Source organism: Paraburkholderia sp. GAS206C, assembly GCF_050435645.1.
Classification (GTDB): Bacteria; Pseudomonadota; Gammaproteobacteria; order Burkholderiales; family Burkholderiaceae; genus Paraburkholderia; species Paraburkholderia phenazinium_B.
Genome location: NZ_JBNDKR010000014.1, coordinates 160,931 through 186,784 on the forward strand (window position 1 = coordinate 160,931; position 25,854 = coordinate 186,784).

The following is a 25,854-nucleotide window of genomic DNA, read 5'->3' on the forward strand; positions in this document are numbered from 1 at the left end:
CGGATGCATCAAAGGCCAGGGTGACGAACCCTTGTCCGACGGCGCCCGTCTTTATTCTGGGGCGTGTGAAAGGGATGAAGACAACTCGCGGTGGGCATTCGCCTGAGCGAGCAAGGTGTTCGCCTTGGATTCAAAAGCTTCAACTGCATCTGCGCCGGCAGCGAAGCGAGCGGGCGGCTCTTCCTGTGCCGTCAATTCCACTAGAGCGGCGGCAAGTTTGGCCGGATCGCCGCCCTGCTTGCCGTTCATGCCTTTCCACGCAGTCACGGTCTCCTGAGTGCGGGATGCATAGTCATCAATGGAGAATTCAGCGTAGGTAGTTGAGTCTGCGCTGAGGAGATCTGTTCGGAAAAAACCCGGTTCTACCAGCATGGTGCGAATGCCAAAGGGAGCAATTTCCTGGGCAAGCGCCTCCATCCAACCTTCGACGCCAAACTTTGCAGCGGCATATGCACTGCAAAAGACGCCAGCAGTAATGCCAGCTGTCGATGAGATTGTGACTAACAGGCCAGAGCGCTGCCTGCGCATCACCGGCAATACGGCCCGGGCAACATTCATCGGACCGAACAGAAGCGTTTCGAGCTGGCTTCGCACCTGGACGGGGCTAAGCTCCTCGAAGAAACCCCCATAGAAGTTGCCGGCGTTGTTGACCAGCACGTCAATGCGGCCAAACCTCTGGACGGTAGTTTCGACGGCGGCCTCGGCATCCGCGGGGCTGGTCACGTCCAGCTGGGCGACCAGAAGATTATCGTGATCGCCGATGGCGTTCCTGACCTTTTCAGGATTGCGCCCGGTCGCCACAACGTCGTGACCGGCCGCTAATGCTGCCTTGGCGATATCTACGCCCATGCCACGGCCGGCGCCGGTAATCAGCCACACTTTCTTGCTATTCATACGCGAGTCCTCTGTGTTCTTGATGCCCCAAAATTCAGGCATCGGATATGAATTAACCGGCTTCAGTGTCGCGCGATTGACACCGGGGAGGTTGCCGAAAGCGCCGAACTTTTTGCCTAAACTGACGAAGCGTGCTTAAAGCCACGCGAATGGCCTTCTACCGGAGTAAAGTATTTCCACCGAGTCGGCGTTAGAGATTTCACATGAAACAGCGGGTTTCCGAGCCAATGAGTACGACTACTGCAAGCACGCATGGCCTCGCGCGAGCCATCGCCCGCTTTGCCCAGTCCGACGGCGACTACACCACAGCCATACCATCCCTTTCCGTTCACCGCCGGAAGGGGCCAACCGAGCCGTTGCACTGCATCTTTAGCCTCGGGCTCGGCGTCGTTGCCCAGGGCCATAAGCAGGCGTTGGTAGGAAAAGAGGTGGTGAACTACGGCCCCGGCCAGTCGATGCTGGCAAGCATCGACCTGCCTGTGATCTCGCACGTCACGCGCGCGAGTATTGAGGAACCGATGCTGGGCCTGATGCTGACACTAGACAGTCGTGACATCGTGAAGACAGCTGCGGAGATGCAGTTGCCGGCTCCGCCTCGAACGCCAGCTTTCACGGCCATCACGATCGAAACTCTTGACGATGCCCTGATCGGCGTCCTGATTCGGCTGATCGAATTGCTGGACCAACCGGCATTGGCTCCGCAATTGGCGCCGCTCTTTCAGCAGGAAATCATCGTGCGGCTTCTCGCTGGCCCCCACAGCCCGCAGTTACAGCACCTTGCGGCCAACGGATCGCCGAGCCAGCAAATCGCCAGGGCCGTGAGATGGCTCAAGCAGAATTTCTCGAAGGGACTCCAGGTGGATGACCTGGCCGCGCACGCGCACATGAGTCCTTCGACCTTCCGTCAGCATTTCCGCAACATCACCGGAACAAGTCCTTTGCAATACCAGAAGCAGTTGCGCCTGCAGGAAGCGCGGCAGCTAATGCTCAACCTTGGCATTGACGCGGGCAGTGCCGCGATCCAGGTCGGCTACGAGAGCGCCTCGCAGTTCAGTCGCGAGTACAGCCGTCTGTTCGGCGCGCCTCCGCAGCAAGACGTGAGGCGCCTGCGGCTGTCGTGATACGCACGTTCGCTAGCTGCAGGAAGTGATTGTTGACGACCTATGTGACGGGTCGAACGGCCGTTCATGGCCGACTACTGCGCGACACCGTGCAGACGGCGCCCCGAACTGACGACGTCGTTTAGCGACAGGGCACGCCGCGCTCAGAGGAAGTTCCTGATCAGTATCGTCACCCACTGCCAGGCACCGCCGCAGCCGGCGGCCCGGCAGCGCGCATCGGGATCCGCCAGAAGGCGGCCATTGGCGTCGCTCACCGAACTTGAGTTGCGCAGGAAGTACGCCACGCTGTCTTGCAAGGGATCGAGCCCGTTCTCCGGGATATCTATCCACAGGCCGTTTTCGGTATTCAGGTGGGCCGACAACGAATCGAAATTGAAACTGCCGAGATAATATCGATGGCCGTCGATGAGGACCAGCTTGGCGTGCATCATGCGGTTCTCGTCGTCGGAATATTCGCGCACCTCGATCCCGGCATTCACCAGGTCGGGCAGATCGTCGGCGTAGGCGCGCGCGACGGCGGGGAATTCCTGCGTCAGGCTCGCCAGCGAGGCGCTTACCAGGACCACATGGACACCTTCGCGCCGCTTGCGCTCAAGCGCCTCGCGCAGTTCCGGCACCAGGATCAGGTAGGGGTTGATGATCACGATCTCGTGCTGCGCCGTATCGAACGCTTGTAACATGTCCTGCAACGTCCCTGGCGGGCGTTTGTCGGGCCAGTCGTGGACATAGCGCAGGCGTTCGCAGGCGATCGGCGTCCAGGCGGGATCGAAATGCGCACCGGGAGCGAGCGGAGCGGCGGAATCATTCGGCGCATCGGAGACAGGTGGTGTATCGCTCGCGGCCAGGTCCGTCGCCGGGGCTGCAGCGTCGAGCGGAGCCAGCAGCCATTCGCGCCAATAATGGATGCGCGCCGGGTCCAGCGTCGCATAACCCTGTGAGACGCGATAAGGACTTGCGACTTTGAGGAATTTTTCCGGCTCGGGGCGAACCACTTCCGGGCTATTCCAGAACAAGGCGAAATGCTGGGACATGGCGTGCAGGGAGGAAGCATCCTGGCCGGCGTCGCCCGACACCATCAGATCGCGCTCGCTGAGCCAGTTGCGGAAGCTCGCATCCCAGATCGAGGTACTGCCGATCACGGCCGTGTCGCCAACCAGGAATAGCTTGTCGTGCATGCGATGCGAAATCTCGACGAGATCTGATCGTGGATGGAAGATTCGGAGTTCGATGCCGGGAGCCACCTCGTGCAGGGCGACAATGAACTCGTCCTCGAGCGGGAAGTGCGGCTCGGGGCCGATGCCGTCGATCAGCAGCTTGACCGGCACGCCTCTGCGCGCGGCCTCGACCAGATGACGCAACAGCAGGCCGCCGGTCTGATCGATTTCGAAGATGTAGGCGAGGATGCGAATCTGCTCGGTAGGCGTGGCACGGTCGACCAGCGCAATCCGCGACTGCATCAACTGACCGTCGTCAAGACTGGCGACCAGGTCGACACATTGCGCGTGGGCGTGCTGGGAAAAGGCAAACACGCATGCCAGAATGAGCGCCAGGCTTCTCGTTGTGGTCATGATGTGGCGAACTGGTTCGATGTGTCTCGGGCTCTGCGTAAATCTCCGATTGTCGCCGATTTATGAACACTGTTCCAACGACCGCTCATGGCCGACCACTGCCTCATGCGATCCGCATGTGCAGCACGAGCCCTACGGTCGGCACCGCACGACCGCAAAGGGAACAGGCTGGCGAGACCCGCTACAAACTCTCCAGAAGTTTGTCGATTTTCGATCATCAGATTCGTCGTCAGGGTATTCCCACCCAAAGGATCTCCCATGAAATACCTCGGCTTGGCTTACTTCACCCCCGAAAAATTCGCCGCGATGACGCCAGACGACGTCAAGAAACTAGTCAGTCAATGCCCCGCATTGGACGACAAGATGCGCGCGACCGGCAAGGTACTGATTTCCGCGTCGCTTGGCGATCTGGACACCTGGAAGACTCTCCGCCCGCGCAGTGGCAAGACGCACGTCATCGATGGGCCCTACACCGAGTCGAAGGAAGTCGTGGGCGGCCTGTTCGTCATCGAGGCGGATACCCACGACGAAGCGTTGCGCATCGCCTCCATGCACCCGGCGGCCACGCTGGGCGAAGAAGGCGGATGGGCCGTCGAGCTTATCCCCCTGGATTTCTACCTGGCCAGATGATGGCTTGGACGCGTGTCCCAAACATGCATCGGCGCTCCTTTGTCCGCAAACACATGCACGGCTTGCCACTCGTCTTCAGTGAGCATCGGTACATCTATCTTGCAGCGCAAACAGTACACCCACGACGGTCACTCAGCTTTCTCGATGACGCCCCCCGTCAATCGTTTGTCGGCACGAGTCAATCAGATTGCTATATCGTCCGTTTGCGCGAATGGAGATCGCAAGACGATTGCATCGTCACGTTCAGGACCAGTGGTAACCATTGACACCGGAACGCCGACTTCCCGCTGAATCGCTTCGATTAGCGCCGCGGCCTCGCGGGGCAGATCACCATAAGACCGGATGCCCCGGGTGGAACCGTCCCAACCATCAAAGCGCTGGAGAACCGGCTGCAGGCGCTGCTGCTCGGCGTTGGTGGACGGCATGTAACCGATGCGCTTCCCATCAAGCTCATAGCCTACGCACAAGTAGACCGAATCGAAGCCATCGAGCACATCCAGCTTGGTCAGCGCCAGCAGACTGATGCCGGCGACCTTGGTGCTCTGGCGCAGTTGTACCGTGTCCAGCCAACCGCAGCGACGCGGGCGACCCGTGTTGACTCCATACTCGGCGCCGCGTTGCCTAAGCAGGTCACCGAGTGTTCCGTGCACTTCGGACGTGAAAGGGCCTTCGCCGACACGCGTTGCATAGACCTTGCTGACACCGAGCACCTGCCCGAGGCGTGACGGGGCGATGCCGGTGCCACTGGCCGCGCCAGCGGCGACGGTGGTCGACGACGTCACATAGGGATAGCTACCCCAATCCACGTCAAGCATCACGGCCTGCGAGCCTTCGAATACCGTGCGCTTGCCCGATGAATGGGCGCTGTCGAGTCGTTCCCAGACCCGTCCCATGAACGGCAGGATTCTTGGTGCCATGGCAACCAGGTCGCTCAACATCTGGTCTCGCTGGAAAGGTTCGAGACCGACGCCGCGGAACCACGCGTTATGGTGCTCAAGCAGTGCATCGAGCTTTTGCGCGAGGAGTGCCGGTTCAGCCAGGTCGCAGACGCGCAGGCCTCGGCGCCCCACCTTGTCTTCGTATGCCGGACCGATACCGCGTAGCGTGGTGCCGATCGGTTTGGCGCGCAAGCGTTCCTGAGCGGCGTCGATCGCGCGATGGACCGGTAGAACAAGCGTGGCCGTCTCGGCGATCTGCATCGTTTCTGGCGTTATACGGATGCCCAGCGCGGCCATGCGGTCAATCTCCGCAAGCAGCGCTTCGGGATCAAGGGCGACGCCGTTGCCGATCAGACTAAGCTTTCCGCGCACGATACCGCTGGGAAGCAGCGCCAGTTTGTAGGTCTGGCCATTCACCACAAGTGTGTGGCCTGCGTTGTGGCCACCGTTGTAGCGGACAACGATGTCCGCTTTCTCGGCAAGCCAATCCACAATCCGGCCTTTTCCCTCATCGCCCCACTGCGCACCAACCACGACAACATTTCGCATACGGTAGCCTTACTGGTGAGTTTATCGAACAGATCGAAAACCGGATCTGCTGCCAACCAGCGCAATATAAGCGTCGACAGCAGCCACGAAAATCGATATAAAGTCATCACCTTTGTCAGCAAAACTCACATAGAGATTCGCCGTATGCCACGTCGTCTGCCACCGTTGAACGCACTGCGCGTGTTTGAAGCCGCCGCCAGGGCCGAGAGCTTTTCAGCCGCAGCCGACGAGCTTTGCGTCACGCACGGGGCAGTGAGCCGGCAAGTGGGACAACTGGAGGCCTGGCTTGGACATGACCTGTTTGAACGCCGCGGCCGAAGGGTGGTACTGACCGCGCCGGGACGCGCCTATCTGTCGGAGATATCGGCGGCACTCGACCGCATTGCGCTGGCGACCGACGAACATCTTCGGGTCACGCGACAGCAGATCATCAGGGTCAATGCGCCGACCACGTTCGCGTTGAGATGGCTATTGCCGCAGCTTTCCCACTTCCAGTTGAGCAATCCGGCGGTGGAAGTCCGCCTGACTACCTCGGATGAACCGATCGAAAGACTGCGCGACGAATGCGACGTGGCGATTCGCGGCCGCGAGCAGAAAGCGGCAGGGTACGTAGTCAATGAATTTCTGTCGGAAGTCCGGCTGCCGGTGTGCTCGCCCAAGGTGCTGGAATCTCATCCGATACACCATGTCTCGGACCTGGCGCATCACACCCTGCTGCACACGGCGACCTATCCTGGCCTTTGGGACGAATGGCTCGCGGCGTGCGGCAACCCTCGGCTTGCTACACGCAATTCCCAGCAACTGGATCACTTTTATCTGACCTTGCAGGCCGCTATTGATGGCCTGGGTATCGCGATGGGCCCGACCGCGCTTGTAGCACTCGATATCGAAGAGGGCCGTCTCGTGTTTCCGTTCGACGGACCGGCTCTGCCGGCATGGCGCTACTGCAGCTACGTCCACAATGCCCGCCTTGGGGATCCCGCCATCAATACCTTTCTCACGTGGCTGCGTGAACTGGGGCATCGTTTCTCACGCAATGCATAGTGACCAGAACAGATTTCATAAATACCGAAAAAATTAAGGCTAGGTACTTATGAAACCGCCTTTAATAGCTCAAGCTTATTTGGGGCGATATTTCCTGATTGCTGACGATGTACACGTTCGTGACGAACATTCCCCGCAATCTTCTGTCCGCGGGTTCCTGGATCATTTCCGGGTATTCCGACCATGGCCCACCGACTGATTCCTGTACCCGTCCCTGCCTCGCTTTATGGGCGGTGGGCGCCGCCAAGCGCAAGCGGCTCTTCCCTCGTGCAACCAGAAAAAAACAGTCCTGTAACCCCGGTCGGCTATCATGCCTATCCCCTCCGAAGTAGCTCCTTATGATTTCCGTCCGTAATGTCACGCTGCGCCGCGGCGTCAATGTCGTACTCGACAACGCATCCGTCACCTTCACCCCCGGCGAAAAGATTGGCCTTGTCGGCCGCAATGGCGCCGGCAAGTCGTCCTTCTTCGGCCTTCTCAACGGCACGCTGCACGAAGACGGCGGCGAGTTCTCGATTCCCGCTGCATGGAAGATGGGCCAGGTCGCGCAGGAGATGCCTGAGACCGAGCAGAGTGCGACCGACTTCGTAATCGAGGGTGACACCGTCATGCTGGCCGCACAGGCTGAAGTCGCCGCCGCCGAGGCCAGCGACGATGGCATGCGCATGGCGCACGCCTACATGGCCCTGCACGACGCCGGTGCACACGATGCCCCCGCACGTGCCCAGGCGCTGATCCTGGGCCTTGGCTTCAGTGCTGCGCAGCTCAGCCAGCCGGTCAACAGTTTCTCCGGCGGCTGGCGCATGCGACTGCAGCTGGCGCGCGCGCTCATGTGCCCGTCCGACCTGCTGTTGCTCGACGAGCCGACCAATCACCTCGACCTCGACGCGCTGGTCTGGCTGGAAGCGTGGCTCAAGCGCTATCAGGGAACCATGGTAGTGATCAGCCACGATCGCGAATTCCTCGACGCGGTGACGCAGGTGACGGTGCACGTCGACAACGCCAAGCTGGTGCGTTACGGCGGCAACTACAGCAAGTTCGAAGAGATGCGCGCTGAGCAACTGCTGTTGCAGCAGGCCGCGATGGCCAGACAGGCGGACAAGATCGCCCACCTGCAGAAATTCATCGACCGTTTCAAGGCCAAGGCCTCGAAGGCGAAGCAGGCGCAGAGCCGGGTCAAGGCGCTCGAACGCATGGAGAAGATCGCGCCGGTGCTTGCCGACGCAGAGTTCACCTTCGAGTTCAAGGAGCCGCTCAACGTCCCTAACCCGCTGTTGTCGATGCTGGACGCGAGCTTCGGTTACCCGGCGCCGGCCGGCGCACCGCCGGGCACGCCGCCGACGGTCATCGTGCGGGGCATCAACCGATCTGTGCTGGCCGGGCAGCGCATCGGCATTCTCGGTGCCAATGGCCAGGGCAAGTCCACTCTGGTGAAAACCGTGGCGCACGAGCTGGCGCCGATTGCCGGCGAAATCAGCGAAGGCAAAGGCCTGAACATCGGTTACTTCGCCCAGCAGGAACTCGACGTGCTGCGCCCTCTCGACACGCCGATGGAACACATGATCCGCCTTGCCAAGGATACGCCGGCGCACATGCGTGCCCCCGGCCAGAGTGGCACCGAACAATCGCTTCGCACCTTCCTCGGGACCTTCAACTTCAGTGGCGACATGGTCCATCAGGCGGTCGGCACGATGAGTGGCGGTGAAAAGGCGCGGCTCGTGTTGTGCATGATCGTGTGGCAGCGCCCCAACCTGCTGCTGCTCGACGAGCCTACCAACCACCTGGACCTGGCCACACGCGAAGCGCTGGGCATGGCACTCAACGAATTCGAAGGCACAGTGTTGCTGGTCAGTCACGACCGGTCCCTGCTGCGCGCGGTATGTGACGAGTTCTGGCTCGTCACCAAGGGTGGCGTCGAGCCCTTCGACGGCGATCTGGACGATTACCAGCAGTTCCTGCGCGACGAAGCCCGTCGCATGCGCGAGCAGGCTGCCGGGGAGCAGAAAGTCGTCGCCTGAGTAAGCCCCTGGCAGCTCCCGCCTGGAAGCTGCCATAGCGCTCGCGTCGAGTCGAAGGTCCGCTTAAGGCGGCTTCGGCCGATGAACGAGCGTTCGTGTTTGACAATCGGATGACCGTTTACGGGGCAACGCCGACGCCTGGACGGATGAATTCTTCAGTGTTCTGTTCCCGTATTACCCGGCTTCAGTTTGCGATATCAAGTAGAGACGTTCCCGTGCGCAACGCCGGTAGTCTGCCCACCATTATCGACACCAATCAGGCAACGATTTCGTATCGTTGCAATCGGGCAAGTGGGCAAATGTGGCAGTTGGCTAGAATGGACAACCCGACCTTGACGACCCACGCCATGGAATCATCCGAGATCTATCAATCCGGCTTCTACACCCTGAGTCAGGCACATGGATTTCGCTTGCCTGGTTACCTCATCCTGAGTTCCAACACGCCCGTTTCCCGGTTCTCTGACCTTCCGTTGCAGGCGGACGCTGACCTTGGCGCTTGCATACGTTTGGCGGATACTTTATTGCACACACTGTTGGCACCCGAGCGGGTATACGTGTTGCGATTCGGCGAGTCGATTGAGGATATCCACTTCCACATCATTCCGCGGACCAACGAGATCGCATTGCAGTTCTCTGCCCCGGACCAGGTGCAGCCAAGTTTAAACGGGGCGGATATTGCAAGTTGGATATGGCATAACCATGACGCACTGGGCTACTCGGATATGGACATCGACTCGTTCATACAGCGGGCAAGACAGTTCGTGAAGGAAACCCAGTCTTTGAACTAGCGACACCTGGCCGATGCAACGCTCGCCAGTTTGCAGGCCAATCGAAAATAGACAAACTCGCCCATATGCTGACATAGTGAGGGCGGAATCCAACCAGTTTTTCAATTTTTCCGTTCCGCCACCCCATACGAATGCCAGCCGCAACGCCGATCCCCTCGCCTCGTGTCTCCCCCGTCGATCTGAACGAACTGATCACACTGCTCGAGATCCGCGTGCTGGGATTGTCCGAGTGTCTCGTCAGCCAAGGCTTTGTGCTCGAACTGGACGGCAACGACGCGCCCGGTATCCACTACATCCTGTCTGGCGAAGGGCTGCTGCATATCGACGGCGCAGAGACGGTGCCGCTTGCACCGCATACGCTGCTGATCGTGCCGCCCCGTCACCCGCTGAAGCTTGAGGTTCCCGCGGCCAAGGCCGGCATCGCGCCGATCGTCGTGCCTGGGCGCGAGCACAAGCGGGTCGTCGATTCGATCAACCGGTTTCGCGCCGGCACCTCCGAGCCGATGACCGTGATGATCTGCGGCTATTTCAATGCAGCATTTGGCGCATCCATCAATCTCTTCGAAACGCTGTCCACACCGATCGTCGAGCAATTCGACGCGTCCGACCGGCTCGACGTCTACCTGCGCACCGCCTTCGATGAACTCGTCGCCCAGGAGATCGGCGCGGGCGCCATGTCGGGGGCGTTGCTGAAACAGGTGATCGTCGCGCTCGTGCGCCGCTCGCTGAAAACGAACGCGCTCTGGCTCGAACGCTTCGCGCTGCTCGGCGATCCACAGATCGCGCGGGTCTTCGCGGACATGGTCGCCCGCCCCGCCGCGCCGCACAGCGTGGCGAGCCTCGCAGACGCGGCATTCCTGAGCCGGTCCGCCTTCATGGCCCGCTTTTCAGCGGCCCTCGGCCACTCGCCAATGCAGGTCCTGCGCGACATCCGCATGCGACAAGCCGCCGCCCAGTTGCGCAGCGGTGATCTGTCGCTGGATCAGGTCGCGCGCAATGTCGGCTATGCGAGCCGCGGCACCTTCGTCCGCGCATTTCGCGAAGTATTCGGCACCGGCCCGGCCGGGTATCGGTCAGACGCCGAACACGCCTGAACTGCAGGACGATTTGCACTATCTGGCGGACCCCATGCAGCGTCCTCCCGTCCATACTGACTCATGTCAACCCATGGACTGGAGGTTCAAAATGGCTCCCGAATACATGATCGTCGACTCGCCAGTCGGCAAGCTCAAACTCGTTGCGCGCGATACGAAGCTGGTCGCCATCCTGTGGGAGAACGAGCGCAAGAACCGCGTGAAGCTGGGCGAGATGCAACCGGCGGACGACAATCCGGTGCTGCTGGACGCCGCCCGGCAACTTCGCGAGTACTTCGCTGGCGAGCGCACTCGATTCGATCTCGACATTGCGATGGAAGGCACGCCGTTCCAGAAGCGCGTGTGGGACGCGCTGCTCGACATTCCGTTTGGCGAGCGGCGCACCTACCGAGACATCGCGACGCGAATCGGCAACCGTCAAGCTGTGCGGGCTGTGGGCGCGGCGATCGGGCGCAATCCGCTTTCGATCATTACGCCGTGCCATCGTGTGATCGGCTCGTCGGGGAGTCTGACCGGCTTCGCTGGTGGCCTTCCAACCAAAGCCCTACTGCTTGACACGGAAGATCGGGCAGCACGAAAAACCGTCTGAAGACGACACGCAGGTCACCCACCTCTCGACCGGCGTCACGTGTCAGCGCGCAAGCGCTGATGCCTGGCGCCGGTTTTTTTTGCGGCGATGTCATCACGCTCCGCATCGATCCGCACAAGCGGACTTTCGCGGCGGTTTGCCGGACTTTTTGCACGGCATGTGCCTCTAGACTTTCCATCAATGCAAACGCCAACACAGACGCGTTGGACGCAGACCCGCTTCCTCTTTCGATCATCAGGAGAACCATCATGACCCGCATTGCCCTTCCCACCGACGAACAGATTCCCGCCGCGTCGCGCCCCGTTGTCGACGCCATAACGAAGCAACTGAAGATGACACCCAATCTCTTCCGCATCATGGCGCTGAGCCCGAACGCGTTGAACGGATGGGCCGGACTGCAAGGCGCGCTCGCGAAGACGCTCGACACGAAGCTGCGCGACGGTATCGCGCTCGCGGTTTCGCAGGTGAACGGTTGCCAATACTGTCTGTCGGCGCACTCCCACGTGGCGAGTACCCTGGCGAACATCGACGACGACGAAATCCGGCTCAATCGCGCCGGCCAATCAGGCACGCCGAAGACCGCGGCGGCCGTGACGTTCGCGAAGAAGCTGATGGAAACGCACGGCAAAGTCAGCGAAGATGATCTGCAGGCGGTACGCGCGGCGGGCTTCACCGATGCCAATATCGTCGAAATCATCGCACTCAGCGCACAGTTCCTGTTGACGAACTTCGTCAACAACGCGTTCGACACCGAAATCGATTTTCCGGTCGTCGAAACGGAAATTGGCTAAAGCCGAGAGCGTTCGGGAGCCCACACGGGTTCCCTTCCTTGTCAGGAGTCCGTTATGTCACGCACCATCACCGAAAAGCGCGCCGCGTTCCGCACGCTGCATGAATCAGGCTGCTTCATGCTGCCGAATCCCTGGGATGTAGGGAGTGCCCGCTACCTCGCAAGCCTGGGTTTCCAGGCCATCGCGACCACCAGCTCCGGCTTCGCGTGGTCAACCGGTCGCGCGGACAATCACGTAACACGCGAGATCATCCTCGCGCATCTGCGCGAGATGGTCGCAGCAACCGACCTGCCCGTGAATGCCGACTTCGAAAACGGCTTCGGTGCAGATCCAGCCGACGTCGCTGAAAGTGTCAAGCTGGCGGTTGAAACAGGGGTCGCGGGTCTGTCGATCGAAGACTCCACCGGCGATGCCGCAAGCCCGCTGTTTCCGGTCGATATCGCAGTTGCGCGGCTCAAAGCGGCACGCCAGGCAATCGACGAGAACGGCGGCGACACGTTGCTGATCGGCCGCGCGGAAAATTTCTTCGTCGGTGTGCCGGATATGGACGATACGCTGACACGGCTCAAGGCCTACGCGGCAGCCGGCGCTGATTGTCTGTACGCGCCCGGCATCCAGACGCGCGAACAGATCGAAGCTGTCGTTGCCGCGGTGGCGCCCAAGCCCGTGAATGTGCTGATCGGCTCGCAATCCGCATTTACGCTGCAGGAGCTGGGCGCGCTTGGCGTGCGGCGTGTCAGTGTCGGCGGCGCGCTGGCGCGGGCTGCGTGGGGCGGCTTCATGCGCGCCGCGCAGTCGCTCGCGAACGGACGCTTCGACGGATTCGCCGATGCCGCGTCAGGCGCGCAGCTCAACGCGCAGTTTCGCGACGGTGCTTGAGATTCGCTCAACATCAATCCATTTTTCAAGGAGAACATCATGGCCCGCGAAATCATCCGCGTGGAACCGCTGTCCAGTTGGCTCGAACGCTGGAAGGCGCCGACCTCCGCCGTTACGCGGCACGGTGACACGATCTACGTGTCCGGTTTCCCGCCGTTCGATCCGCAGACCGGCGAAGTACTGGATGCTCCGATCGAGCAGCAGACCCGGCGCGTGCTGGAGCAACTGAAGCTGTGCGTAGAGACGTCGGGATCGTCGCTCGATCAGGTGCTGAAGTGCAACGTCTACTGCACTTCCGTGGCGATGTTTCCGGTCGTCAACGAAATCTATGCGCAGTTCTTCGGCGCGCAGCCGCCGGCACGGATTTTCGTTAACGTGCCGGCGTGGCCCGGACATTTCGACATCGAAATTGATTGCGTTGCGGCGCTGTGAATATGGCGGCGTGCTAGCGGGCACGGAAAAGCGTGCGCCTCAACTCGGCATCGTTTGGTCCACGTTCGATCACTCGCGGATCGACCCGGCAGGCACCGTCTTGAAGTCGACTTTGTTGTCGACGGGCACGGGCGTGGCATCAGGATCGACCGCTGCGACGATCCGTGCGCGCAGTCCCTTCGCGGGGTCATTGCCATATAGCGGCGCGACGCGCGCAATCGACGTCAGGCCCTGCTGCCTCGAGAACACGGGATCGTCGTTCTGCGTCGTGCGGAGAGTACGGTGATCGCGGTACGGTGCAAGATCCATTAGTTGTACCATCAACTTCTCGGGAAAGAAGATTTGCCCAACGTGCGACACGTGGCTGGCCGCATGTGTCGAGCCCGTGCCGCGAACCTTGAAATGAATGTGGTTCGTGCGCCCTTCGTATACACCGGGCACGATCGTCTGGAACGTCACAAGGCCATCGCGACTGGTGCGCTGGATGCCGCGCAGGAAGGTCAGATGGTCGCTCGGCTCCATTTTCGGCGGCGGCCCCGGCGGATGGCCCCGTCCTCTGGGCGGCTGGTCCGGCGGTTGGCCGCCCGGCGGCGGTCCGTCGGGCCTCTGCCCACCGGGACCGCCGGGCCCTCCCGGGCCGCCCTGCCATGTGCCCGGCGGCGGTTCCGGCGGAGGGGCGCTCTTCGTGAAACCCGAATAGACGCCCAACGCGTCGCATTGCCAAACGTCGATGATCGCGTCCACCAGCGGCACGCAGCGGCGCGCGTCCATCACCTCGATATCAAGAATCAGCGGGACACCGGGCCGGCCTTCCGTGATGTCGCTACGCAGGAGCTCGTCGTCGAGATAGTACGGACCGACCTCCTGTTCGGGACTCAGCTTGCATAGCGCGGGATCGGTTTGCGCGCCCCATGCTGCCTTCTGCAACGGCAACGCGGTGCCGACGACGAGCGTCGCCGACAGGAACCGGCGACGCGTAAATGGTGCTTCGAAAGCCATGAAGGACTCTGGAAATAGACGGTCGTCCAATGTATGGCAAAACCATGGATTCACGTTTACTCGGCCCTTTCACCGCCTTAACGCAGGTATGTCTTGACTGCATGTGGAGTGTTCTGGGATTCGTGAAATTTCCACCGGATTTGCCACTCAGTTGCTAAGTCGAAAGTGGAATCTCTAGCAGCGTTTCTTACGCTGTCCGCAGTAGCATTAGATTCCGTAAGGGGTTTGCGGGGACGCTTGGCCGCAAGTTTCGCGGCAGTCATGCCGGTCGATGGCTCCTCGGCCTTCCGCCATTCACACACTTTCGTGAAGGTCTATAGCACTCTTGCATCCAACCCGCTCTCACCGCCGAATTTCGCCGCGTACACCTGACTCGCCCAATCCACGAAAGCACGGACCCTCGGAGCGAGCTGCCGGTGCTGGGGATAGAGAATATTGATGGGTAGGCCCGGACTCTCCCACTCCGTCAGGACCTCGACGAGGCGGCCATCGGCAAGCTCGTCCTCCACGTGGAAGCGGGGCAACTGAATCAGACCCGCTCCGCGCAACGCACAGACAACATAATTCTCAGCGTCGCACACCGAGATCCAATTACGCAGCTTGAATTCAGTGATCTTCCGCTCGATGCGCAGTTCGATCGCATAGGAGGACTCACTCGTCGGGGAAAAGAAGCCAACAGCTTCGTGCGAGGCCAGGTCGGCCGGCGTCGAGGGCACGCCCAATCGCGCCAGATAGGCGGGGTTCGCGCAAATGATCTGCGGTACGACGGCCACAGGCCGCGCGATCAGCGACGAGTCGCGCGGGCGCCCCCCACGGACCACGCAATCGACACCTTCGCGCACGAGATCGACGAGGCGATCGCCGCTACTCACCACCAGTTCGATACCCGGATAGCGCGCACGAAACTCGTCGATGCGCGGCAACACGATGCGTGTGGCGTGCGTGCCATGCAGGTCCAGCCTCAACACGCCACGCGGGTTGCTGGTCTGATGCGAGAACGACGACTCCGCATCGTCGACCTCGCTCAGGATGCGCACGCAGCGCTCGTAAAAAGCCTGGCCGTCGAGTGTCGGCCGCACGTGCCGCGTCGTTCGTTCGAGTAACCGCGTCCCGAGTCGCGCCTCGAGTGCCTTGATGGCATACGTCGCGGTCGCGCGCGGGATGTCCACCATGCTCGCGCCTTTAGTGAAACTGCCCTGCTCGACAATCCGGACGAACAACTGCAGCGTGTCAAAGCGATCCATATCCGCCGATCTCGATTAGTTATTCCCATTGAATAGTCATGGCAATTTACCACCATTTATCCAGGCACTCTGTGCGGGAATAATCGCTCTCAAGGCAGTCGACCACCTGAGAGTCACTCTGCAAAGGAGCAAAAATGGAAACTGGTTCTTCACGCGTGGCCATCGTGACCGGCGGGTCACGCGGTATCGGGCGCGCGATCGCCTTGCGCCTTGCACAGGATGGCCTGGCCGTCGTCGTCAATTACGCCGGCAATGAAGCCGCCGCACTGGACGCGGTGGAGACCATCCGCGCTGCCGGCGGCACGGCCATCGCGTCGCGCGGGGACGTCGGCACCCCGCAGGACGTCGAGCGAATCTTTGCCGACGCCCGACACGCGTTCGGGCGCATCGACGTGGTGGTTAACAGTGCCGGTGTGATGTCGCTCGGCACGATCGCGGATGGCAACCTGCTCGCCTTCGACGCCATGATCGCCGTGAATCTGCGCGGCACGTTCCTGATGATGTCCCAGGCCGCGCAAGTGCTTCCCGATGGCGCCCGCTTCGTCGCGCTGTCGTCGAGTGTCATTGCGAAGAATTTTCCCGGCTACGGCCCGTATATCGCCAGCAAGGCCGCCGTCGAGGGCCTCGTGCGCGTCTTCGCCAACGAGTTGCGCGGACGCGGCATCACCGTGAATGCTGTCGCGCCCGGCCCGGTTGCCACCGAGCTCTTCCTTGCCGGCAAGTCGGAAGCGTTGATCGCCCAGATCGCCAATCAGGCGCCGCTCGAACGCCTCGGACAGCCCGAAGACATCGCATACGCCGTGTCGTATCTCGTCGGCTCCGAGGGCGGCTGGATCAACGGTCAGGTCCTGCGCGCCAATGGCGGATTCGCCTGAGCCCCGCGCGAAGGCCGTCCCACCACCTTTTCCTGATGTAGCGTCGCATGTCGTCAGTTATCCTCATCACCGGCGCCTCAAGCGGATTCGGCGCGGCGACGAGCCGCTGCTCTAGAGCCGGGCGCCCCTGCGTCGCGCCCGGTAACACCAGTTTTGCGAATCGCCTTCGCAATGTCCAGGTGCCGAAAGCCGGCACCTCGTTTTCAGTCCTCAATAAAGGAGTCTTTCATGCCATTTGCCAATTACAAGTTTCCCGAGGGCACGCTCGATGCCGCGAAAAAAGAAGAAATCATCCACCGCACGACGGCCATGTTCGTCGAATACTTCGGTGAGGGCGTCCGTCCTTACTCGATGGTTCTCGTGGACGAGGTCGCCGACGGTGGTTGGGGACGCGCCGACGAAACCCTGACGATGGAGAAGATGGGTATTCCGCACAACTGATGTCCATACGGGCGCGAGGATTTCCGCCTTGCGCCCGTCCAATCGCAAGTCCGATACACCGGCGTCTGCTATTCGTGTACGCCTGCTCATCCTCCTGATGGGTATCGAACATTTCGGCAGGCGAACAGTGAAGCAGATTCGGAGTTGCCCTCGTCTGTGTTGAGTGTGCGTTTAGAACGCACGCCGCAGATCAACTCTAGTCGACCTTGACCCATACCAACACGGAAATGCTTCCCTTGCCAGTTACTGGATTCCTGGCGGGCAGCGTTTTGATGTACAAGTACTTGCCTTCGATGCTGAACTGACGCACCTGGGTCGTCCCTGTCCAGAACTGATTCCATGATGCATCAACATGATGACTAATCCTGTCGCCCTCTATGCTGTAGGTCCCCGCGTATGAGCTAAACCCGCCGTAGAGATCGACGCGCTCGGCGTCGGTCGGAACCAAATCGGCTGGCGCCTTTCGCCCTTCCTTGACCAGAATTGCGTACATCCGGCCGTCGGGACCATAGCTGAGATAACCGCTTGGGTGAGCGCCGAACAAATCGGTCTTCTCGCCTGTGTCCAGGTCTTCAGTCGTGAAGGATTGTAGCTTCCACGTTCCTAGCTGCGGACCGGTGCAGTTCTGTCGCTCTTGTGTCATAGCGCCCACCCTTCCAACACAAATACGCCGCGTGGCCTGAAACTGAGTCGAGCGCCTAGATGACGCTCATTCCCGCATTCCGGCTCTGGCTTTGCGTTCTCCGATTCTATCGACACTACTCGCAATCTTTAACCAGATCAATCGATCTCATATGAATGGAATCGCCCGCTTATAAGCCATTTCCGAGGCCGTTGCAAAGTTCCGTCTCTGGCCGGCTACTGCCTGACTGCGATCGGCAGCCCGCGGACCAAACCGGTCAATTGGACGTCCTTGAAGCAGACGGCCATGGGACTATTCCCAACAAACTATCCTTGCCGTCGACAACGCGAGAGAGATCACTTGCAGTTCGTTGCGGTCTCGTCCGCAGAGCCGCCGTCACAGTCAGCGCATGAAGTTTATCGGGCCCGTAAGTGACGTCCATCTACGGAAGAGATGGATTGCATCTCGATTTGTCGTCTTCTCAGGAGGCCGGTGCGCTCCTACCATTCGTGTTCGACCAGCGGGCCGATCTGCAAGCTCTCGCGCTTCTAGCGGGGAGCTTGGGTCGTCGTCCCGTTGCTGGACTTCGGCTGCGCCAATCGCGGCGCCCCGCTTTTCAATTACGAAAGGATGAAAGATCATGAAAAACCTGGAAGGCAAGATTGCAGTCGTCACGGGCGGAAGCAGTGGGATTGGCTTGGCCACAGCCAAGCGCTTCGTGGATGAAGGTGCGCATGTCGTAATCACTGGGCGTCGAGAGAAAGAGCTGAAAGAGGCCGCCACGCTCATTAAGAAAAACGTTACGACGGTCGTGGGCGATGTGTCGCGCCTGGAAGATCTGGATCGCCTCTTTGCTGTCGTGAAAGAGAAGCATGGTCACATCGACATTCTCTTTGCGAACGCGGGCGCGGGGACAATCGCACCGCTCGCGGTAGCGAGTGAGGCCCATTTTGACCAGACCTTCGACGTGAACGTGAAGGGAATGTTCTTTACGGTGCAGAAGGCCCTTCCCCTCTTCAAAGACGGCGGTTCGATTATCCTGAACTCTTCGGTCTCGAACGTACTCGGGCTTCCAGGATTTACTGCTTACGCCGCGAGTAAGGCGGCTGTGCGCAACTTCGCGCGCGGCTGGGCCCTGGAATTGAAAGACCGCAAGATCCGCGTGAATTGTATGAGCCCCGGAGCAATCGACACCCCGGCCCTGGCGACTACGACGGGCCTTACCGCTGAACAGGCCGAGCAAGCAGTCGCACAGTTCACCACGCAGATCCCAATGGGCCGCAGGGGCATGCCCGAGGAAATCGCTGCAGCAGTCACGTTCCTCGCCTCTGATGAAAGTTCTTACATCACCGGTATCGATCTTCCCGTCGATGGGGGCATGGCGCAGGGATGACCCGACGCGGTCCTGTGGCTGGACTGCGCCGGGAAGAACCTCCCGGAGTACATTGACGCGCAGGCGCCGGCCTTAGCGGCATTCTTCGCGGTCTATGGCGAATGAGCCGTGGACCGATGCCTTGCACGTCATACGCTCGTCGAATTCTCTACCGTGAAGGAGATCCCATGTACGACCAATCCAAGCTGGCGGAGTTGATCCGTTTCTCACGCGTCGATGCGGGCGCCACCGTCATCGACGTTTACCCGGGCGACGGCGACTGGACCCGTCTCTTTTCAGACGTCGTGGGACCCGAAGGACGGGTCTACAGCTTCGTGCCGGCCGAAGTTGCCCACTTCAAGAACGATCCGGTCGGCCTCATGCGGACGCTTGCGAAAGAGCCGGACCGAGAGAACGTCGAGGTCGTTTCGACGGACCTCGTGGCGATGCCGCAGGCCACTCGACCGGCTGATGTCCTGTGGCTGCACCTGTTCTACCACGACCTCCACACTGCACTTATGCAGGCCAAAGGCGCGACGGCGGCGGAGTTCAACCGAGCCGTCTACGAGCGACTGAAGTCCGGTGGGTACTATGTCATCGTCGATCACGCCACCGCCGCCGGGGCGGGCACGAGCAACGCCCAGTCGCTGCATCGGATCGACCCTGCGTCCGTGCGCGAGGAGGTGGAAGCGGCAGGCTTCGTACTGGACGCGGAAAGCACCGTTCTCGCCAACAAGGACGATCCGCACTCGAGCAAGGCGTTCGACCCCGCGATCAAGGGTGAGACCGATCGCTTCGCCTATCGGTTTGTGAAGCCCTAACGAGTCCCCGCAGGACGGGCTTTGTGGTCTACCGTCTGGCTCGCCAGGTCGAATGACTTTCGGTTAAGGCCGCTGCCTGGCGCTAGAGTTTTGCGGGTTAAGGCGACTCTTTTCCGCTCGACCAGTCTTTCAGATGCTCAACGAGCCAGCGCCCGGCGGGACCAGGAGGCGCTGCGGCTGGGTAGACGGCAGAAATGGTCAGCATGGCTCCAGCGCGCGGGACACCATCGACGTCAAGGGCGACCAGGTCACCGGAGGCAATGTCTTTCTCCACCATGTGAAGAGGCATCCCTCCCCAGCCGACACAGTCCTTGAGCAATGCATATTTCGTGGACAGATCGGCCAGGCGCCAGGTCGTAGACGATAGGACCCCGTAGTCGCGGCCAGCGAGCAGCTGTGAACGATCGGTCAAGACCAGTTGCACGTGCCTGGAGAGTTCCTTCCTGGGGATATGGCCCTCGAAGTTTGCAAGCGGGTGGCCACGCGCAGCAACCATCACCAACGGGACGGTGCCGAGGCGGTCGACAACCAGCGACGGGAAGTCCATTGGGAGTGAGGCGAGGATTCCCAACGTGCAGCGCCCCTCCAGTACCGGCTGATACCCAGCACCCAAACCCTCCACGAAGATCCGTAACGGCGTCAACGGGAAGCGCCTGGCGAACGCTCTGGCTGCCTCGCTGATGACGGCAGTGGGAAAGAAGACATCGAACACCACGGAGAGCTCGGCCTCGACCCCCGAGGCCATGAGCTTTGCCCGAGCTTTGAGGGTGTCAACACCCGACACGATGGCCCGCGCATCCGCAAGAAGGAGCACGCCTTCAGGCGTTAGTTTTGGGAAACGCCCTGACCTGTCGAACAGCGTGATGCCGATCTGCTCCTCCAAAGCACTCACCCAGCCGCTGACTGCGGACTGCACGCGGTTCAGGCGTCGAGCCGCCGCGGAGAAGCTTCCTTCGTCCACCGCGGCGATGAATGTTCTGAGCTGGTCGAGGGATACGCCGTCGAGCATATAAGCCTTTATCTATCTCTGAGAGGGATGTCTCGCATCGCAATATACCGGCTTCTCAGAGTGGGTGGCGGTCCCCATCTTCTCCACAAACACATTCACGGCTTCGTGCGTCATCGTGGCTGCGCTACTTCTGGGCCGAGCGGCGACGCCTGTAATCGACCCTCAGGAAACCTTAGCATTGTACGAAAGGAGACATTCGCCACATGCGTCAAATGAGAAGATACGGACGAGAACTCATCTATGCGCCACAGATTTTGCCTGATGAGGTCACCTTCATTCCCAAGGTGAGACAACATGTTGAACAACCGATACAAACTGGCATCGCGTTGTCAACCGTAATGGCCGTTCACGGTGTTTTTAGGGGTTCCCGATCATGGTATTCAGAAGCGTGAATTGGCGGTTCGCCAGCACATGACCCTGAGCGGCCGTTTAATCGAGCTCGGCAACAAGACCTCTTTCAAAATACAGCGGTCGTTCATCTTTGTTCGGAATTGGTAGGTATGTGGAAAACGTGGTGAGGGTTCGTAGCCGATAAAACCAAAACGGCCGAACTTAGCCGCGGCTTGCTCCGGTAGAAGTCGTTTTTGCGAGCGCGTGCCGCTGATCGGGCAGGAATAACGAAAGCAATCCGCCGACTGCCAGCAACACCACGTTGCAGCCGAGCGCGACGGCAAATGCGTGACCGAACGCAGCTGCTCCGCGGCCAGCACCCAGTTGGGCATAAAACACGCCGCCCATGACCGCGACACCAAGCGCCGAGGCGATCTGAAATGTCGAGATGACAATTCCAGAAGCAAGGCCTGCATGCGTCGGCGCGACTCCGCCGATCACCGCCTTGATGACCGACGGCATGACGGTGCCAAACCCCAGCCCGGCAATCGCGAGACCGATATCAAGGCCGCCCGCCAGTGTTCCCGCCACCGCAAGGAGCGCGACACTGAAGCCGATCACCTGCAGGGCGAAACCGACCGTCAGTGCGAACTTGCCGAGCCGCGCCATGACCTGAGCGGAGGCCAGGGACGCGAGGAAATAGGCAACGGCGTACGGCAACGTCGCCAACCCTGCTTGCAGCGGCGAGAGATGCAGCCCTCCTTGCAGGTACACGGAGAAGGTCAGGTAGAACGACGAGAGCGTATACAACGCAAATGCCATGGCGACGCCGACCGCGAAGCCCGCTTCGCGGAAGAGCGCGAATTCGACAAGGGGCGAACCGCCCTTCGCAGCCAGGCGCGTTTCGAAGCGTACGAAAAACGCGAAAGCAAACGGCGCTGCGACGAGCATTGCGATGATCCACATCGGCCAGCCGGTTTCCCGTCCTTCTACGAGCGGGTAGACCAGCAGACCCAGGGCAACCGAGAGCAGCACTACGCCGCCAATGTCGAGACGTTGCGCGTGCTCCGCCCGCGAGTCACGCAGAAATGCCAGACCGCCTACAAACGCCACGAGACCGATAGGCACGTTGATCAGGAAGATCGCCTGCCAGGTGAATCCCAAGGGGTGCAACGATACGAGCGCGCCGCCCAGCACCTGGCCGCAGATGTTCCCGAGGCCGAACGTGGCGCCATAGAGTGCGAGCGCGCGCCCCTGTTCCGCGGGGGGAAACAATACGCGGATGGAGGCGAGCACCTGAGGCGCCATGACGGTCGCGGTCAGGCCCTGCAGGATGCGCGCCGCAACGAGTGCGGCAGCGGACGGCGCGAGTCCGCACAATGCCGACGCGAGTGTGAAGCCGGCAACGCCAGTCACGAACATGCGCTTGCGGCCAAACAGATCTCCGAGCCGCCCGCCGGTGATGAGGAAAACTGCGTAGGTTGCCGCATACGCCGAGATGATGAATTCGATCTCGCCAGACGTGGCGCCGAGACTCTGCCTGATTGAAGGAAGTGCCAGGTTGACAACGTTGAAGTCAAGGATCGGCAGGAACGCCCCCGTTAACAGAACAGGCAGCGCGAGCCAGCGCCGTGGGTCAACTGTGTTCATGTCGTGCGACGAATGCGCGCGCGCTTTGTCGAGTGTGCTCATGGGTGTCACCGTTCGTCGAATGGAGATCGGGCGCGAGGATTGACCTGGTCCGCGGTCGGTGAAGAGCACTATGCGACACCACTGGACATAACTCAACGAGATGAGTGAATATATCAGTGATAACTTTTAGAGATGATAAACATGACAACACTCGATGTCGACGCGGTGCGTGCCTTCACGCTCGTCGCGGACTTCCAGAGCTTCACGCGCGCAGCAGAGGCAATGGACACGACACAGGCCGCGATCAGCATGAAGCTGAAGCGGCTGGAGGACCGGCTCGGGCACAAGCTCATCGAACGTACGCCGCGGCTGGTGCGGCTGTCGGCGCGCGGAGCCTCGTTTCTGGATGCTGCGCGCGAGTTCGTCGCGGCCCATGAGCGCGCACTCGCGGAACTATCCGGTACCACGCGGCGCCTTGCGCTCGGTATTAGCGACCATATTGCGGGTCCTGACCTGCCGGTCCTGCTCACGCGGCTACACGCCTACGATCCCGCCTTGCTGATCGAAGTACGGATCGAATCGTCCCGCGAACTGCTCGACGCGTTCGAACTCGGCAAGCTCGACGCTGCGATCCTGCGTCGCGAGGACGACCGCCGCAACGGGGAAATGCTCGCGCTGGAGCCGCTGGGCTGGTTTGCATCGCCCGGCTTCGTGCATCGCGAAGGGGGGCCGCTGCGGCTCGCGTCGCTCTCAGCAACATGTGGAATACGTAACGTGGCGACGCGCAGGTTGGACGCAGCGGGGATTGCCTGGGCCGATGTGTTCATCGGTGGGGGTACAACAGCGGTTACTGCTGCCGTATCGGCCGGCCTGGCCGTTGGAGCGTTCGCGCATCGGGTCGCGCCGCTCGGTCTCATCGAAATCGGCGCGCTACTGGGCCTGCCTGCGCTTCCTCCGTCGGAAATTGTGCTGCATTCCAGTCTCTCGGATACGAAGTCGCGCGAGGCCTTGCGTACGCTTGCAGCCGCATTTCGGGAGCATCGACCGGCGATCCGATAAACGGCTCGCCCGAGAGTCGAATGATGTGCTTTATGAAGCTATGGAGCGGCGGGGCGCCGCATCGGTTGTCAAAATAAGCGTGCTGCTTCCAGGCAAGAAGAGGCGTCAGAATGACGAAGCCGTTGGTCAGCGCGATGACCGTTGTTGGCCGAACCCGGGCCGACAGCGACCGCACCATATCGACCCACGAGGGACGGTCGCTTTTCTCTAAAGCGGACTCTCGCAGTCAGGTCGAGGCACACTCGACATTTGGATCGATAAAATAGCAAAGTCGCAAACACGCTCCCAAACATGATTTCGATTCTCGATCACAACACGGCCTATATCTCTGCATCGCTGGAAACCGACCGCTTATTTCTGGCCGTGCCAACCCTTGATGACTTCGAGGAAATGCATGCGATGTGGTCGGATGTGAATGTGGTTGGCCCAATCATCGGCCGTCCACTTACGGAAGAGGAAGTTTGGGCCCGCTTACACCGAATAGTCGGACACTGGGCACTCATGGGGTTCGGACATTGGATCGTTCGAGAAAAGCACGGCGGGAAATTTTCGGGCGAGCTCGGGTTTTTCAAATTCAAACGCAAACTCGGCCCCGAGTTTGACGATGCACAAGAGATTGGCTGGATGTTTACCCCGGACTCGCAGGGAAAAGGGTATGCAACCGAAGCCGCGAAAGCTGGCTTGGCTTGGCTGGAACGGGACGGCCAATGTAGAGAAACCGTGTGCCTCATCCCGCCTGAGAACGTTGCATCACTCGCTCTGGCAAACAAGCTCTCGTACGTCATCACCGACGAAATTACTTACCGAGACAAGGCAATGCTCCTCCTGCGTCGAGGAGCTAGACAAAGTACATAGCAACTTCCGCAGCCGACCCTGAGCGGATCCATTGATCCGCTCGATAGCGGCCGTTACGGCCGCTCAGAATTTCCCCCTATTAACGTCCTTGTCGCAGCGACCGGCGGCGCATCATGCAAAACCCCATGTAGCCAAGACAAATCACAGCGACTCCTGCTATCAGTGCGTATTCGATCAGCGTCCGGGTGTGACTGAATGCGAAGTGCTGCGGGTCGGTAGCGCGGTATATCCGGGTCACCTTCCCCCACTGCGATACACCCGTTGCCGCCTCGTTAATCCACATCCAGTACAGGTAGCCCGCCAGCGCTGCAAAAATCACCGCCGCTTTCGCGGATACTCGAATTGGTTGGTCATAATCGCTTGCCCTTTTCCCCAAACTCGCCCCCTCTTCTGTTTGTCGACGTTGGAGTCGGAATCGGAATCGTAGCAGGACTCGATCTGAACGGCGCTGTTGTTGACGATTCACGCGCAGTTGTCAAAGGTCCGCAACTGGCCGGGCACTGCCTCATGCAAATCGCATAACCGCTTTGGGCTTGGACGGCGGTGGTCGACAGCACGCGACCCGGAACGGACCTACAAAATCGCCGCGAGCGGCCGTTCGACATGGTCAAGTCCATGCAGGCGACCGCTTCCCTAAGGGATCTGAATTCAGTAACTATGGCGTTCAACAACCTTCAGTGTTGTATTCTTGCCGACACCTATTCTTGTCATTTGAAAACCGGATCTTGCCTTATGACTGTCCCCGCCCGTATTCGCGCCGTCTCCAAACTGAGTGGCGACTTTCTGCTGCGTTCGGGTAAGCGCAGCAACACCTATTTCGACAAATATCGCTTCGAGTCGGATCCAGCGTTGCTCAAAGCGATTGCCGACGCTATGGCACCGCTGCTTCCGCCTGACACGGAGGTGTTGGGTGGACTTGAAATGGGTGGCATTCCCATCGCAACCATGCTCAGCCAGGTAACTGGTTTGCCAGCTGCTTTCATCCGCAAGGAGCCGAAAGAATATGGCACCTGTCAGTATGCGGAGGGTCCTGAATTGATTGGGCGAAAACTCGTGCTAATCGAAGACGTCGTATCCAGCGGCGGAGCCATTTCAGATGCCGCGGCGAAGCTTCGCGCCGACGGTATTCCGGTCGCGGTGGCGCTGTGCGTGATCGATCGCGAAACCGGCGGCAAAGAAGCGCTTGCTATGATTGGAATTGAACTGAGAGGTCTTTACAGCTTCTCCCAGATTGAGCAAGCCATGATCTGACACCCTCCT

Annotated in this window: 25 protein-coding genes; 17 read left to right on the forward strand and 8 right to left on the reverse strand. The window is 60.4% G+C overall.

The features are described 5' to 3' along the window. Positions 1–51: 51 nt before the first annotated feature. Positions 52–894, reverse strand: coding sequence for an SDR family oxidoreductase (locus P3T20_RS33190; RefSeq protein WP_074269471.1), 843 nt, complete (start codon positions 892–894; stop codon positions 52–54). A 227-nt stretch (positions 895–1,121) separates the two neighbouring features. Between P3T20_RS33190 and P3T20_RS33195 the strand changes: the two genes are divergently transcribed. After that, the gene (locus P3T20_RS33195; RefSeq protein WP_254369039.1) at positions 1,122–2,015 is read left to right on the forward strand and encodes an AraC family transcriptional regulator; all 894 of its coding nucleotides are present in this window, start codon (positions 1,122–1,124) and stop codon (positions 2,013–2,015) included. Between the two features lie 143 nt (positions 2,016–2,158). Here P3T20_RS33195 and P3T20_RS33200 read toward each other — a convergent pair whose 3' ends face one another. Next, positions 2,159–3,583 (reverse strand): phospholipase D-like domain-containing protein, encoded by a 1,425-nt coding sequence (locus P3T20_RS33200; protein ID WP_429289067.1) that lies wholly within the window; start codon positions 3,581–3,583, stop codon positions 2,159–2,161. Between the two features lie 258 nt (positions 3,584–3,841). Here P3T20_RS33200 and P3T20_RS33205 point away from each other — a divergent pair, with 258 nt between their 5' ends. Continuing rightward, positions 3,842–4,213 carry a YciI family protein gene (locus P3T20_RS33205; RefSeq protein WP_074268575.1) on the forward strand — a complete coding sequence of 124 codons (372 nt, stop codon included), beginning with the start codon at positions 3,842–3,844 and terminating at the stop codon, positions 4,211–4,213. A gap of 182 nt (positions 4,214–4,395) precedes the next feature. Here P3T20_RS33205 and P3T20_RS33210 read toward each other — a convergent pair whose 3' ends face one another. Continuing rightward, entirely contained in the window at positions 4,396–5,700 is a 1,305-nt protein-coding gene (locus P3T20_RS33210) for an adenylosuccinate synthase (protein WP_429289068.1), read from the reverse strand. Between the two features lie 144 nt (positions 5,701–5,844). Between P3T20_RS33210 and gcvA the strand changes: the two genes are divergently transcribed. From gcvA to P3T20_RS33250, 8 genes are all read left to right on the forward strand, one after another. Beyond that, positions 5,845–6,744 (forward strand): transcriptional regulator GcvA, encoded by a 900-nt coding sequence (gene gcvA / locus P3T20_RS33215; RefSeq protein WP_074268577.1) that lies wholly within the window; start codon positions 5,845–5,847, stop codon positions 6,742–6,744. Between the two features lie 338 nt (positions 6,745–7,082). After that, positions 7,083–8,762 carry an ABC-F family ATP-binding cassette domain-containing protein gene (locus P3T20_RS33220; RefSeq protein ID WP_429289069.1) on the forward strand — a complete coding sequence of 560 codons (1,680 nt, stop codon included), beginning with the start codon at positions 7,083–7,085 and terminating at the stop codon, positions 8,760–8,762. 95 nt (positions 8,763–8,857) lie between these two features. Beyond that, positions 8,858–9,550 (forward strand): hypothetical protein, encoded by a 693-nt coding sequence (locus tag P3T20_RS33225; RefSeq protein ID WP_429289070.1) that lies wholly within the window; start codon positions 8,858–8,860, stop codon positions 9,548–9,550. Between the two features lie 131 nt (positions 9,551–9,681). Then, positions 9,682–10,644 carry an AraC family transcriptional regulator gene (locus P3T20_RS33230; protein WP_429289071.1) on the forward strand — a complete coding sequence of 321 codons (963 nt, stop codon included), beginning with the start codon at positions 9,682–9,684 and terminating at the stop codon, positions 10,642–10,644. 91 nt (positions 10,645–10,735) lie between these two features. After that, positions 10,736–11,233, forward strand: coding sequence for a methylated-DNA--[protein]-cysteine S-methyltransferase (locus tag P3T20_RS33235; RefSeq protein ID WP_429289072.1), 498 nt, complete (start codon positions 10,736–10,738; stop codon positions 11,231–11,233). 248 nt (positions 11,234–11,481) lie between these two features. Then, a complete protein-coding gene (locus tag P3T20_RS33240) occupies positions 11,482–12,024 on the forward strand; it encodes a carboxymuconolactone decarboxylase family protein (RefSeq protein ID WP_429289073.1) in 543 nt (180 codons plus the stop codon). A gap of 54 nt (positions 12,025–12,078) precedes the next feature. Further along, the gene (locus tag P3T20_RS33245) at positions 12,079–12,903 is read left to right on the forward strand and encodes an isocitrate lyase/PEP mutase family protein (protein ID WP_429289074.1); all 825 of its coding nucleotides are present in this window, start codon (positions 12,079–12,081) and stop codon (positions 12,901–12,903) included. 39 nt (positions 12,904–12,942) lie between these two features. Beyond that, the gene (locus P3T20_RS33250) at positions 12,943–13,335 is read left to right on the forward strand and encodes a RidA family protein (RefSeq protein WP_429289075.1); all 393 of its coding nucleotides are present in this window, start codon (positions 12,943–12,945) and stop codon (positions 13,333–13,335) included. A gap of 69 nt (positions 13,336–13,404) precedes the next feature. On the opposite strand, the gene P3T20_RS33255 is transcribed toward P3T20_RS33250, so the two are convergent. Both P3T20_RS33255 and P3T20_RS33260 read right to left on the reverse strand, forming a co-directional pair. Further along, the gene (locus tag P3T20_RS33255) at positions 13,405–14,334 is read right to left on the reverse strand and encodes an intradiol ring-cleavage dioxygenase (RefSeq protein ID WP_429289076.1); all 930 of its coding nucleotides are present in this window, start codon (positions 14,332–14,334) and stop codon (positions 13,405–13,407) included. Between the two features lie 314 nt (positions 14,335–14,648). Further along, positions 14,649–15,578 (reverse strand): LysR family transcriptional regulator, encoded by a 930-nt coding sequence (locus tag P3T20_RS33260; protein ID WP_429289077.1) that lies wholly within the window; start codon positions 15,576–15,578, stop codon positions 14,649–14,651. A gap of 134 nt (positions 15,579–15,712) precedes the next feature. On the opposite strand from P3T20_RS33260, the gene P3T20_RS33265 reads away from it, so the two are divergent. Then, a complete protein-coding gene (locus P3T20_RS33265; RefSeq protein WP_429289078.1) occupies positions 15,713–16,453 on the forward strand; it encodes an SDR family oxidoreductase in 741 nt (246 codons plus the stop codon). Positions 16,454–16,681: 228 nt separating this feature from the next. Further along, the gene (locus tag P3T20_RS33270) at positions 16,682–16,894 is read left to right on the forward strand and encodes a tautomerase family protein (protein WP_074268588.1); all 213 of its coding nucleotides are present in this window, start codon (positions 16,682–16,684) and stop codon (positions 16,892–16,894) included. A gap of 196 nt (positions 16,895–17,090) precedes the next feature. On the opposite strand, the gene P3T20_RS33275 is transcribed toward P3T20_RS33270, so the two are convergent. Then, positions 17,091–17,537: a lipocalin-like domain-containing protein gene (locus P3T20_RS33275; RefSeq protein WP_429289079.1), complete on the reverse strand. Its 447-nt coding sequence runs from the start codon at positions 17,535–17,537 to the stop codon at positions 17,091–17,093. A 619-nt stretch (positions 17,538–18,156) separates the two neighbouring features. Between P3T20_RS33275 and P3T20_RS33280 the strand changes: the two genes are divergently transcribed. Then, on the forward strand, positions 18,157–18,909 hold the full coding sequence (locus tag P3T20_RS33280; RefSeq protein WP_074268590.1) for an SDR family NAD(P)-dependent oxidoreductase: 753 nt from the start codon (positions 18,157–18,159) through the stop codon (positions 18,907–18,909). Positions 18,910–19,076: 167 nt separating this feature from the next. Continuing rightward, entirely contained in the window at positions 19,077–19,709 is a 633-nt protein-coding gene (locus P3T20_RS33285; protein ID WP_429289080.1) for a class I SAM-dependent methyltransferase, read from the forward strand. 97 nt (positions 19,710–19,806) lie between these two features. Here the strand turns inward: P3T20_RS33285 and P3T20_RS33290 are convergent, their stop codons facing one another. After that, positions 19,807–20,718 (reverse strand): LysR family transcriptional regulator, encoded by a 912-nt coding sequence (locus P3T20_RS33290; RefSeq protein WP_429289081.1) that lies wholly within the window; start codon positions 20,716–20,718, stop codon positions 19,807–19,809. 552 nt (positions 20,719–21,270) lie between these two features. Further along, a complete protein-coding gene (locus P3T20_RS33295; RefSeq protein WP_429289082.1) occupies positions 21,271–22,740 on the reverse strand; it encodes an MFS transporter in 1,470 nt (489 codons plus the stop codon). Between the two features lie 141 nt (positions 22,741–22,881). Between P3T20_RS33295 and P3T20_RS33300 the strand changes: the two genes are divergently transcribed. The 3 genes from P3T20_RS33300 (at position 22,882) to pyrE (ending at position 25,845) form a co-directional block, all read left to right on the forward strand. After that, complete coding sequence (locus tag P3T20_RS33300; RefSeq protein WP_429289083.1) at positions 22,882–23,739, forward strand: LysR family transcriptional regulator; 858 nt, start codon at positions 22,882–22,884, stop codon at positions 23,737–23,739. 291 nt (positions 23,740–24,030) lie between these two features. Further along, positions 24,031–24,594 (forward strand): GNAT family N-acetyltransferase, encoded by a 564-nt coding sequence (locus P3T20_RS33305; protein ID WP_429289084.1) that lies wholly within the window; start codon positions 24,031–24,033, stop codon positions 24,592–24,594. 603 nt (positions 24,595–25,197) lie between these two features. Continuing rightward, entirely contained in the window at positions 25,198–25,845 is a 648-nt protein-coding gene (gene pyrE / locus P3T20_RS33310) for an orotate phosphoribosyltransferase (protein WP_429289085.1), read from the forward strand. The last annotated feature ends 9 nt before the right edge of the window (positions 25,846–25,854 follow it).